The sequence below is a fragment of the Variovorax sp. GW821-FHT09B01 genome (genome assembly GCF_059418345.1).
In genome coordinates, this window is sequence record NZ_JBWKPQ010000030.1 from 82,184 (window position 1) to 94,127 (window position 11,944).

The 11,944-nt window shown below is 64.5% G+C and carries 9 protein-coding genes; 7 read left to right on the forward strand and 2 right to left on the reverse strand.

Annotation, left to right across the window (positions count from 1 at the left end; translation table 11 throughout):
• Position 1 precedes the first annotated feature (1 nt).
• Genes AC07RV_RS41195 through AC07RV_RS41205 form a run of 3 tightly spaced genes read left to right on the forward strand, consistent with a single transcriptional unit; the run spans position 2 to position 5,651 of the window.
• The gene (locus AC07RV_RS41195) at positions 2 to 2,401 is read left to right on the forward strand and encodes a DUF5682 family protein (protein ID WP_296781415.1); all 2,400 of its coding nucleotides are present in this window, start codon (positions 2 to 4) and stop codon (positions 2,399 to 2,401) included.
• A complete protein-coding gene (locus AC07RV_RS41200; RefSeq protein WP_057596088.1) occupies positions 2,398 to 3,522 on the forward strand; it encodes a VWA domain-containing protein in 1,125 nt (374 codons plus the stop codon). The genes AC07RV_RS41195 and AC07RV_RS41200 overlap by 4 nt, the downstream gene beginning before the upstream one ends.
• Positions 3,519 to 5,651 (forward strand): YehQ family protein, encoded by a 2,133-nt coding sequence (locus AC07RV_RS41205; protein ID WP_296781416.1) that lies wholly within the window; start codon positions 3,519 to 3,521, stop codon positions 5,649 to 5,651. Before AC07RV_RS41200 ends, AC07RV_RS41205 begins: the two co-directional genes overlap by 4 nt.
• 13 nt (positions 5,652 to 5,664) lie before the next feature.
• Here AC07RV_RS41205 and AC07RV_RS41210 read toward each other — a convergent pair whose 3' ends face one another.
• The gene (locus AC07RV_RS41210) at positions 5,665 to 5,778 is read right to left on the reverse strand and encodes a helix-turn-helix transcriptional regulator (RefSeq protein WP_472922548.1); all 114 of its coding nucleotides are present in this window, start codon (positions 5,776 to 5,778) and stop codon (positions 5,665 to 5,667) included.
• Between the two features lie 349 nt (positions 5,779 to 6,127).
• On the opposite strand from AC07RV_RS41210, the gene AC07RV_RS41215 reads away from it, so the two are divergent.
• The 3 genes from AC07RV_RS41215 to AC07RV_RS41225 all read left to right on the forward strand — a co-directional run bounded on the left by AC07RV_RS41215 (position 6,128) and on the right by AC07RV_RS41225 (position 8,198).
• Positions 6,128 to 6,445 (forward strand): hypothetical protein, encoded by a 318-nt coding sequence (locus tag AC07RV_RS41215; protein WP_296781417.1) that lies wholly within the window; start codon positions 6,128 to 6,130, stop codon positions 6,443 to 6,445.
• 112 nt (positions 6,446 to 6,557) lie between these two features.
• Positions 6,558 to 7,247 carry a hypothetical protein gene (locus AC07RV_RS41220; protein ID WP_296781418.1) on the forward strand — a complete coding sequence of 230 codons (690 nt, stop codon included), beginning with the start codon at positions 6,558 to 6,560 and terminating at the stop codon, positions 7,245 to 7,247.
• Between the two features lie 228 nt (positions 7,248 to 7,475).
• The gene (locus AC07RV_RS41225) at positions 7,476 to 8,198 is read left to right on the forward strand and encodes a hypothetical protein (protein ID WP_296781419.1); all 723 of its coding nucleotides are present in this window, start codon (positions 7,476 to 7,478) and stop codon (positions 8,196 to 8,198) included.
• A 104-nt stretch (positions 8,199 to 8,302) separates the two neighbouring features.
• Here the strand turns inward: AC07RV_RS41225 and AC07RV_RS41230 are convergent, their stop codons facing one another.
• Entirely contained in the window at positions 8,303 to 9,466 is a 1,164-nt protein-coding gene (locus AC07RV_RS41230) for a YagK/YfjJ domain-containing protein (protein WP_296781420.1), read from the reverse strand.
• Between the two features lie 884 nt (positions 9,467 to 10,350).
• On the opposite strand from AC07RV_RS41230, the gene AC07RV_RS41235 reads away from it, so the two are divergent.
• The gene (locus AC07RV_RS41235) at positions 10,351 to 11,811 is read left to right on the forward strand and encodes a DUF3987 domain-containing protein (RefSeq protein WP_296781421.1); all 1,461 of its coding nucleotides are present in this window, start codon (positions 10,351 to 10,353) and stop codon (positions 11,809 to 11,811) included.
• The last annotated feature ends 133 nt before the right edge of the window (positions 11,812 to 11,944 follow it).

Genomic DNA, 11,944 nt, shown 5'->3' on the forward strand with positions numbered 1-11,944 from the left:
GATGAACGCGCCCCACATCGTCGGCGTGCGCCACCACAGCCCCGCCTGCGCGCGGCTGGTGGCCGAGCGCATCCGCGCGCTGCGCCCGGCCCATGTGCTGATCGAGGGCCCGGCCGACTTCAACGCGCGGCTCGAGGAGCTCTACCTGCCGCACCGGCTGCCGGTGGCGATCTACAGCTACCTCTCGGCCGGCGAGACGCACCACGGCTCGTGGTCGCCGTTCGCCGAGCACTCGCCCGAATGGCAGGCGCTGCAGGCCGGCCGCGAGGTCGGCGCCGAAGTGCGCTTCGTCGACCTGCCGGCCTGGCACGACGCCTTCTCGCGCATGGAGAACCGCTATGCCGACGTGGCCGACACCCAGCACGAGGAACGCGCCGCCGCCTACGAGCGCGCGCTGACCGAGAAGCTCTCGGTGCAGGGCCGTGATGCGCTGTGGGACCACCTGTTCGAGGACGGCTGCGACAGCGCAGAACTCGCGCAACGGCTGTCCACCTACTTCGAGCACCTGCGCGGCAAGGACCCGGGCTCGCTCGGCAACCAGGCGCGCGAAGCCATGATGGCGCGCTGGATCGCCTGGGCCATGGCACAGCCCGCGGTGCAGGCCGGCGCGCCGGTGCTGGTGGTCTGCGGCGGCTACCACGCGCCCGCGCTCGCGCGCTTGTGGCCCGGGCTGCCGGCGCAGCTTCCCGAGACGCCCGAACCCGAGGTCGAGGACACGCCCGATGCCGACGACCAAGACACCGTGGTGCGCTACGGCTCCTACCTCGTGCCCTACACCTTCAAGCGGCTCGATGCCTTCGCGGGCTATGCCTCGGGCATGCCCTCGCCGGCCTACTATCAGTGGATGTGGGAGCTCGGCCCCGAGGGCGCCGCGCACCGCGCGCTGCAGCAGGTGATGCAGCGGCTGCGCGACAAGAGGCTACCTGCCTCCACCGCCGACCTGATGGCGGTGCACCTGCGCGCGCAGGGCCTGGCGCGGCTGCGCGGCCACGAGAAGCCGCTGCGCTCCGACTGGCTCGACGCGCTGGCCGGCGCGCTGGTCAAGGAGGCGCTGGACGCGCCGCTGCCCTGGACCTACCGCGGCCCGATGCGCCCCGGCACCGCGCCGGTGCTGGTGCAGGCGATGGACGTGCTGGCCGGCGACATCGCGGGCCAGCTCGCCGACGGCACGCCGCAGCCGCCGCTGGTGAAGTCGGTGCGCGACGAGCTCGCGGCGCACGGCCTCGAGCTGCGCGGCCAGCGCAAGCTCGACCTGCTCGATGCCGCCGACCGCGCGCGCAGCCGCGTGCTGCACCGGCTCGCGCTGCTGCGCCTGCCCGGCGTGGTGCGCAGCCAGGGACCGAAGCTCGCGATGTCGGGCGAACGCACCGAGGTCTGGACCCTGGGCCAGCCCTTCGAGCAGCAGGCCGCGCTGATCGAGGCCGGCGCCTGGGGCGCCAACCTGCACGACGCGGCGCGCGCGCGGCTCGAGGACGAGCTGCGCCACGCGCAGGGCCGCATCGGTCCGCTGGCCGAGGGCCTCAACCAGGCCGCCTGGGCCGGCCTGCCGGCACTCAGCGGCGCGCTGCTGCGCGAACTGCAGCAGGCGATGGCGCGGGAGCCGCGCTTCGAGGCCATGGGCCCGGCCCTGGCGGTGATGCACACGCTGCTGCGCCACGGCCAGCTGCTCGGCATGGCCGACGCGCCGGTGCTGCGGGTGGCGATCGAGGCCGGCTTCGACCGCGCGCTGTGGCTGCTCGAGCCGCCCGCGGCGATCGCGCCTGCCGACATCGACGCGCACCTGCAGGGCCACCTCGCGCTGCGCCGCATCGTCGCCGACGTGCTGGCCGACCGCGAGGACGCCGCGCAGGCCGGGCCGCTCGACGTGGAACCCGCGCGCGCGCTCGCCGTATGGCAGCGCAAGGCGGCCGATGCCGGCGCGGCACCGCTGAGCCGGGGCGCGGCGCTGGGCGCGACGCTGAGCCTCGCGCACCGCGTGCCGCAGGCCACGCAGGCCGGCGTGGCCGATGCGATGCAGCTGCTGCACGCGATGCCCGCGCCAGTGCTTGGCGATGCGCTCACGGGCCTGCTCGCGCTCGCGCGCGAGACGCTGTCGTCCGAACCCGCCTTCGCCGCCGGCATGGACCGCACCGTGCAGGCGCTGGACAACGCCGACTTCGTGCGCGCCATGCCGAGCCTGCGCGCCGCCTTCGCCTGGCTGCCGCCGCAGGAACGCGGCCGGCTCGCCGACCAGGTGCTGGCGCTGCACGATGCCACCCACCTGTCGCGCCGCGCGCTCACGGCCCGGCACGAAGGCGAGGCCGCGCCCGAGGCGCTGGCCGCGGCGCGCGCCGCCGAGGACGCGGCGATCGCACGCCTGGCCGGCTGGGGCCTGAGTCTCGATACGGAAGAACAGCCATGAGCCTCGACATCCCCGATCCGCTGCAGCGCTGGCGCCTGCTGCTCGGCGATCCGGCCGAGCGGGCCTGCGGCGGCCTGAGCGCCGAGGCGCAGGCCGCCGATGCCGCGCTCGACTGGCTCTACGGCCGCGACGGCGACCGCGCCGAGCGCGGCGAACGCAGCGCCGGCCTCGGGCCCTCGGCGCTCAGCACGCCCGACTGGATCAACGCCATCCACACGCTGTTCCCGAAGGAAGTGATCGAGCGGCTCGAGCAGGACGCGGTGGAGCGCTACGGCATCGACGAGGTGGTGACCAACCTCGAGGTGCTCGAGCGCATCGAGCCTTCGGAGTCGCTGCTGCGCGCGGTGCTGCACACCAAGCACCTGATGAATCCCGAGGTGCTCGCGGCCGCGCGCAAGCTGGTGGCCGAAGTGGTGCGGCGCATCATGGAGAAGCTCGCGACCGAGGTGCGGCAGGCCTTCAGCGGCAGCCGCGACCGGCGCCGGCGCTCGCGCATGAAGGTGGCGCGCAACTTCGACTTCAAGCAGACCCTGGCGGCCAACCTGCACCGCTACGACCCGCAGCGGCGCAAGCTCTACGTCGAGCGGCCGGTGTTCATCAGCCGCACGAAGCGCCATGCCGAGCCCTGGGACATCATCCTGCTGATCGACCAGAGCGGCTCGATGGTCGACTCGGTGATCCACAGCGCGGTGATGGCCGCCTGCCTGTGGCAACTGCCGGGCATGCGCACGCGGCTGGTGGCCTTCGACACCGCGGTGGTTGACCTCACGGCCGACGTGTCGGACCCGGTCGAGCTGCTGATGAAGGTGCAACTCGGTGGCGGCACCGACATCGCGAAGGCGGTGGCCTATGCGCAGTCGCTGGTGGCCAATCCCGCGAAGACCATCGTGGTGCTGGTCAGCGACTTCTACGAAGGCGGCAGCCCCTACGAGCTGGTGCGCCGCGTGAAGGCGCTGGTGGAGGCCGGCGCCAAGGTGCTGGGCCTGGCCGCGCTCGATGCGAAGGCCGAGCCGAGCTACGACCGCGAGATGGCCGCGCGGCTGGTGCGCGAGGGCGCGCAGATCGGCGCCATGACGCCGGGCCAGCTCGCGGGCTGGCTGGCCGAGAAGGTGCAGGCATGACGGCGGTGCGCGGCGACCTGCTCGAACTCACGCCCGAAGCGCTGACCGCGCTCGCCAACGCGGGCTTCGTGAAGCGCGCGCAGAAGGACGTGGCGGCCGGCCTGCTGCCGCTGCTCGAGACCGCCGACGACGGCACGGTGAGCGCGCGCTTCGACGACGGCGTGCGCACCAGCCTGCCGCCGGGCCGCACCCTGCGCGATGCGCAGTGCAGCTGTCCGGCCAGCGGCATGTGCCGGCACCGCGTGATGCTGGTGCTGGCCTACCAGGCGCAGGCGGCCAGCGCCGCGCCCGCGCCCTCGGCCACGCCGGCGGAGGACGAGGTCGACGCCTCGGCCGCGGGCGGCGAATGGAGCCCGGCCCATTTCGACGATGCCGCGCTCGCCGCGAGCTTCGTGCCCTCCGTCATCGAGCAGGCCCAGCACCTGGCCGCCGCGCGCCCCGTGGTCGCGGTGCAGGCCTGGCGCAGCGCGAGCGCGCCGCCGATCGCGCGGCTGCCGATGTGCAGCGTGCGCTTCTTCTCGCGCAGCTCGCTGGTGCACGCGCGCTGCGACTGCAAGCAGGGCAGCGGTTGTGCCCACGTGGTGGTGGCGCTGTGGGCCTTCCGCCAGGCCGGGCCGCTGGCCGCGGGCTCGCCCGAGCGCATGGTGGAGGTGCGCGCGCCGGCCGACGGCGACGCGACCGGCGACGGCCACCGCCCCACCGCGCTGATGCAGGGCGAGGCCGCGCGCGCGCTGCAGGCGCAGCTCGAGGCGCTCAGTCTCTCGCTCTGGCTCGATGGCTCGAGCCAGCCGCTGATGGCGCTCGCGGCGCGCTTCGAGGCCGCGCGCGAGCAGGCGCGCGCGCTGGGCTGGCGCTGGGTGGAAGATGGCATCGACGAACTCTGGATGCTGCTGCAGGCGCAGCAGGCGCGCAGCAGCCGCTTCGATCCGCGGCGCCTGCTGCACGTGATGGCCGAGCTCTGGGCGCGGCTGCGCGCGGCGGCCCATGCCGACAGCGCGGCCGGACCGCCGCCGCTGCCCGCGAGCCAGATCCTCGGCGTGGGCGTGAAGGGCGAGGTCGCGCTCGACCACCTGCGGCTGGTGTCGCTGGGCGCCGAACTCTGGTCCGACGAGAGCGGCGAAGGCGCGAGCGTGATGTTCGCCGACCCCGACACGCAGGCCGTGACCGTGCTCGAGCGCCAGTGGTCGCGCGCCGACGATGCCACGGCCGGCGGCACGCCCGCGAACCTGCTGGGCCGCCGCGTCGCGGGCTTTCCGCTGCGCCAGCTCGCGAGCGGGCAGGTCATCACCAAGACCGCGACCCGGCGCGCCAACGGCCAGATCGACATCGCGCCCGGCGCGCGCCAGACCGGCGTGATGCCGCTGTCGCCGAAGTCGTGGGACGACCTCGTCGCGCCGCTCAAGCAGCCGAGCGTGCAGGCACTGGTCGCGCACCTGCGCGAGACGCCGCCCGACTTCGTGCGGCCGCGCCAGGCGGCGAGCGGTGCCGCGGCGGGCGCCTCGGGCCAGCTGCATGTGGCGGCCTTCGAGCACATGGCGGTGCTGGCCAGCCACTGGGATGCGGCGGCGCAGGTGCTGCATGCGCGCATCGGGCGCGCGGCGGACGACACGGACGCGGCCGCGCCTGCCGATGATGTCCCGCCGCTGCATCTCGCCCTGCCCCATCGCGCGGCCGCGCCCGGCGCCGTCGATGCGCTCGCGCGCGCGCTCGCCGGCGAATGGGGCGCGCTGCGCGCCGTGGCCGGCAGCGTGCGGCTGCAGGACGGCGAGCCCGTGATGCAGCCGACGGCCCTGCTGACCGTGCAGCGCGCCGTGGTGCTGCAGGCCGAGGCACCCGCGCCGCAACCGCTGCCGCTGCAGGGCGAGCACGAGGCGCCGCCCGCGCTCAACGCGCTCGCCACCGACACGCTCGACCTGCTCGCGCTGTGGCTGCGCCAGGGCCTGCGCCACCAGGGCGGCGGCGGCGCTTCGCGCGCCGAGACGCAGGCCGCGCAGCTCGAGCGGGCCGGGCTCGCGCGCAGCGCCAGGCTGCTGCGCGGCGTGCCCGCCCAGTTGCGCGCGGCGCAGCGCGGCGCGCTGGTGAGCCGGCTCGCGCTGCTGAGCCTGTGGATGCAGGGCGTGGGGCAATAAGCCCCTTCGCGCGCTAGACGGCGCAGCAGTTGCGGTACTCGAGCGCCGTGCGCCGCTCCACCTTCTTGAAGGTGTCGGCGAAGTGACTGGGATTCGCGAAGCCGCAGCGAAGCGCGGTATTGGTCACGGGCAGTATGTAACCTTCCAGACCTACGCCTCTCGTTTGCCGGCTGCAGGGAAGATTCTCGTCCCCTGCGATTCAACGTCACCGGCACGCATACGGACCTGATTATGCGGCCGATGATGTCGCTCCCAATATTGCACGCCTTAAGCACCGCATGCGACATTGCCCGTTCGTTACTTGCACATCGGCTTTAGAAGAGATCCATGGAGTAACTTCGAGAGCGTTCGCTCGCCATTCCCTTCCTATTTTTTTACCAAAGATTGGCTGCCAGAGAACACAGGTCGCTGAATCTGCCGCGCTATGGCGTGGAGCAGTCGTCATCCAATAGCAAGATTCGGCATACTCACCGCCCATGACGTTCGAAACTGCGGGTGGCGCGCGCCCCTATGTCATCGAGGTGCATGGGAAGGAAGTCACCGTCCAGGACACGATGGTGGCAGGCTTCATGTATCGCATCGAACTTGAATCGCAACTCGGCACCGCAGCGCGTGTGGTTCAGTGCTTCGAGGCTTGGACCCGGCTTCAGCACGAAGGGCCCGCAAGCCTGCATGGATTGGAACTGGATCACGCCGCCTCCTGGCTCCAGGCGCATCAGCAGGCGCGACAGCAAGCAAAGCAGTTCTTTCTCTCGCCGAGCGGGAAGACCTTTGTGCTGCGCCTGTATCAGTAGCCTCTGGAGTTAGCGATTAAACCTTTAATCCCCGAAGAGGATTACCCTCTCCTCTCTCTAGTCAAACTCCTATTTTCTAAAAGCGGAAAATTTTTCCTCAGAAAAACCAAAAATGCCAACAGAAATTCATGAATTCCCCAAGCATCTCCATCAAATTTTGAAGCGATACACCTCGGTGATGTCGCATCTAGAATTCGAATACAAAAGAAGCTTACCTAGCCCTGATGGGGAAAATTTCAAAGCGGACGTTGTTGAGCCTGCCAAGAAATTTGCACTGAGCAGCTCCGATATCCCTTCGCTGCTGGAACCTGGAGGCATAAACGAAATTATCAAATTTATCTCTTCAAATAGAATTCAAATCGAGTCGGACGTCGCGTTTATTCACATATCCTGCATTTACTCGACAGTTGCAATGGTGGCGCTGGAACGCAATGAAATCGATCTAGCATGGGATCTTTTATGTCAGGCAAACGGATATCTAAGCGTTGCCACCTTCACGAATCGGGGTGAAGAAATATTTTCGAATACCATCGCAAATGTTTACGTAAAAACAAGAGCCACTGAAGCAGCCCTCAAGCGTCACGAGCGAACCAATCAATTAAAAAAACGCGTCCATGAATTTGTACGTGACCAAGCGCCGTGGCCTAGCCAAGCAAATGCGGTTTACGCCGCAGAATCCATGTTGCAAAGTGAGTTTGGCGAAAAATGCCTCGAGGACTCCCCGACGACTATCACGAAGTGGGTTAAAGAAATGCCAGATCGCCTTGAGCTTATCCCCTCGTTGAAGCAACGTCTCAAGTAGAAGTCGGAGGAAAAAGAGGCGGAAGGGAAGGCGAGAATCCTTCATTTTTAGGGTATCCAGCCGGCAGAATGAGGGGAGCATGCCGGCTCAACCACTGCTCATTTTTTCGTCAATTCGAGATATTCGCACTGTGTTCAACAGCGTTAGTTTTATCTCGATGACGGCCTCAATTTTTCGCATTTCTGACTTCGCCACTTTTGCACTGCTTCTTGCGCAGGAGGGTGCAAAGTGAATTCGATCCAGACCCTCGATTTTCTCACTCCTGTGTGCAACGTCCGACAGGAAGTACGTGCACGCTACGATGCACTGACTCTCGAGGTCTCCTATGACCAGTTGTACGCTCATGTCGCATCAAAGTATTCGTGTCACGAAATGGCCCTCGCGAAGCATTTTTTGCTCCCTCCCAGCTTTTTTGACGCTCACGTGAGGCCTGGTGTGCTCTCCAACACGAAGAATGGAAAGGCATTGGCCAAACGCCTCTTAACGCTTGTCGACACTTTGGAGCAAGCGACTGCTCTCTGCTTCCTGGCTATGCTCCCTTATCCGAAGCCCCTTAATAATTTTTTAGAAGAAGCTGCCTTCTATTACAGGCGATTCGATATGCTGAAATGCAAGCATGCGCAGATGGACGACAAGATGAAGTCCGACCGCAAGCGCGGGGGTTACAACCGTCATAAAAGCAATCGCACCGTCAAGCGGATCGCAATTTTCCTCTTGCGATCCATGGCTCCGGAGGGCATGTGGAAAAGCAAGGCCCATGCCGCGAGGACGATCTCGCCATATCTTTGCGAATTCGCGAAAAAGCATCGCCTTTCGGTTTCCAAGTCGGAGGAGACTTGGAGAGACAATCTTCTGAATCTGATGCGCGAGAACATGCGTGCAAATCAAGCATTCCAACGTCATTGCCGCCCCCGAGGCACCAGTTCGGCAGGTCATCAGCACCAGGGGTAAATTCTTCGAACTCCTTCAGCAAGTGGCGCTTGCCGCGTAGCTAGCCGCGCCGACCGCCCATCGGATTGAGCGAGGGCCGCGTACGATCGTCACAGCCTCTGGACTTAAGCACCGACGCTATCGCGGGCCGTCGCCGCACCAACCCTGTCGAACACAGGAGCGGTATGCACAATTTGATCCGCTTTGCGCTTGGCTCCTCCGCGGTGGGGCTTTCGGTAGCGGATGCTCTTCACAAGCCCCTTCCCGGCAGCTTCATAGCGCATCCAGAAGTCGGTCTTGGCGAGATACCAAGCCGCCTTGTTGATCAACGCATCAATCCTCTGCGGATCGTTTGCGTGGATCATGCCCAAGACGGGCGTTTTGTAGTCGTTCGCGTTGCAGTTGAAGTAGCGCCCCTGACCCTGCGTAATTACGTTTTTCCAATGCTCGCCAGTAGCCTTCGCGACCCCGATCCCATCCCTTGCCAGATGGCCGTTGAGCAAGATCAGGAAATGAAGATGAAATCCGGTCTGCGTCCCATATTCGATGGAACAAACGTAGCGCACCAGAGGAAGTCTGTCGCGCAGATATCGTTCGAACTTCACGAGATACGCACTCATCTGCTCCTCGGACACTGCAGGCGCTAAGGGATACAACTCGGTGCTCATGTGGAAGTGCAGGTCAAGCCGGATCGCCAAAAGCTTGGAACAGTCTTGGAAAGATTCGTGAATGGCTTGCTTGACCGACTGCCAACGCTTGTCCGAGCGGCGACGAGCAGAGTCCAAAGATTTCTTTAATTCCTTTCCCATCCAGCGCTCGCGAAGTTCTCGAACCACCTCGTTCAGCAAGTCCAGAAGCGACCGCGCATCGGCCTCTCGCAAGACCTTCCAGTGAGCCAGCAGAACCGCATCTGGCACATGGGCGTCTCGACACTGACGTAGCAGCGTAAAGAAAGGGTTGAAGTAGTGCCGAGGCAACGTCGCCTCGATGTCCTCGAAGGGAATCTGTAGCGCGCGCAGTAGTGCTTCGCCCTGCATATTGGGCTTGATGGAAAGCCCGCCGCGTTTTGGCTCTAGCGAGAACACCGAGCCATCGGATCGAACGACCGCATAGGCGGCACGTACGGCCTCCTTCACGCTCACTGCATAGTCCTCCTCCTGTGTCACGACAGGCTGCTGTGCGCTCGCCCCATGGGCATCGCGGCCTGCTATGTATGCATACCGAGCGGAGGTCGGGTTGTCGAGAATTTTGCTGCCGTAGCTTTCGAAAGACGCCTCCTTTCTTTTCATGAGATCGCTTCTAAGATCATCTTCAATCGAATTCGCACCACACGTCCATTGCCTCGAATGGCAGGCGTACCCTCCCTCTTTCGTAATAGCGCCGCAGGGCCGCCCCCGCGATGGGCCTCGCACACACATTGGCCGCATCCAAGCCGAGACTGGCGCCTTTCAGAGGGCCGAGCATGCGACCCTCGTATTGACTCCGGACAATCGCACCCTTTTCTCGTTAGTTCCTTTCGCATTCCAACCTCACGCGTTGGCCCTTATAAATTGGTTATCTCCAATAACATACAAAACCTGATCTCAGCAGGTCGCTACCTCCGGAAGCTCCTTCGCTTTTGAGAGAAAAACCTATTGCAAGCGCGCGTTTTTTCCTTCTTCTCCTCTCGTTGAGTTAGTGACTTTGGTCAGTGATCTCACACAGGCGTTCTATCGTGCGCAAATCGGTCGATCACCTGCAAATCGCCAAATTTACATTTGCGTTCTCGGGCAAACAACGGGCTCAGCTGAAAGTCGACACGACTTCTGAGCAGCCTACCCATTTTTAAATCGCGCGCTTGGTGCGCTAATCAACGATCCCGCTTACCTGTTGGCTGTTGAGTTGGTTCCTGGTGGGGTAGATGTCTGCAGCTCGTCCTTTGACGCAAGGTTTGGCCTACTGGAGTACCAGCCAAGGCGCTGGTACTAATACTACCGGGTGCCCATGGGCGGGCGCAGCCCCCGCGTTCGAATCATGGAGCGTCGCCAGCAGATCGCGAATTGGGGGTAGCAGCTCAAAACCTTCGTCAGTTTGAGCTGCGGCAGTAGTGAACTCTCAATTTCAGAACTATCTTTTCTGTCTTATTGGCTTACGGCCGCGTTAGCGGCCTTTTATCTTTAACAGGAACATACCAATGCTTGAACCTCCCTATGACCCCTATCCCGTCCAAGCCACCGGCCCTTTGATCGCCTCCGCCGCACTGGAGCATGTTTGCAACCTCAGCAGCTCCGTGGAACTGACGGCGCTCGCAGCCATGACTTGCGCGGCCGCTGCCGTGCAAGACGTTGTTGATGTGCTGCGTCCTGGGCTTGCGCCTTCGCCGACGGCCGTATTCGTCGCAGCGAGTGCCGAGTCCGGCGAGGGTAAAAGTGCGGCCGCGAAACCGTTCTTACACGCCATCGAGCGCATGCAGAAAAAGCTCGATATTGAAACGCAAGATCAGCTCGCGTCCCGAGCCAAGACCGTGGTTGTCAAGGAGCAGCTGAACCATCTGCGCGCAGAAGTTCGTCGCCGTCTGCAGGAGGAAAAGGATACCGAAGACGTCCAAGAGCAGATCGCCCGGGTGTTGCGCGAGCTTCCCGAATCGTATGCACAGCCGAGGTTGATTTACGACAACGTCACGCCCGCGGCATTGCGCCGAGGCCTCGCCTCGTGGCCGAGCGCGCTGGTCGTTTCGATGGAGGCAGCACACATTCTGAACGGCTCGATGGGCAAGGCATTTCCCATGCTCAACGCTGGGTGGGACGGCGATCCAATCCGCTCGGACACGCTCGATGATTCGTTCGTTGCGCACTCCCCGCGAATCTCCACTCTGCTTTACTTGCAGCCCAAGCCCACCCTGCAATACTTGGCGCGTCGCGGCGATGACGCCCATGGCTCGGGGCTACTCGCGCGAATGGACTGGGCCTTCCTGCCTTCGACCAAGGGTGCTCGTCCTTTGCCCTTCACCCGTGGCGAAAAGTCCTTGAATTCGTTGGCCGCTTATCAAGCACGCGTGGAGGACCTGCTCGAGACGCGCATTCGCGCCCGAAAGGCGGGCCATAGCGATCGGCGCGCGTTGGGATTTTCCGAGCCGGCGGTAGCCTACTTCAACAACCTCTATGCCCGCGCCCTTGCTATGCAAGCTCCCGGTGAGCCTCTGCATGGCCTTGGCGGCTATGCCGCCAAGATTGCCGAGCGGGTTTCCCGCTATGCCTGCATCATCCACGTGTTCAATGACTATCCGGGACTGATCGGCGCCGAAACGCTCTATCACGCTGAGCTCATCGTGCAGTGGCATACGCGTCAGTTCCTGAACATGCTGCACTTGACGTCGCCGCAGACTCAGGCGCTTCAAGACGGCCACCATCTTGGACATCTCATCTGGGAAGCTGCGCAGCGCGGCGAGATGGTCCGCCCGGCGGATCTGTCGCATATCTGCCCGGTCGACTGGGTTCGACCGCGTCGTAATCGCGCACTGCAGGTGCTGTGCAGCACGGGCCAAGCACGCATTGAACGGTGGAAGCAAACTCGCTACGTGCAACTGACTTCCATGCCGAGCCTGGCACTCAATGTGGAATCGCGGGATAACAAGAAGCCAAAGAAAATTAGTTGATCCTGAGCACCGGCTGCTCTTACGAGCGGCCGATGCAATTAAAAAATATTTTCATCTGGGTATTCCGGAGCATCGTGACCGCCCATTCCGGCCTATCGTGACCGAGCATTCCGCACGAACGTGACCGGTGATT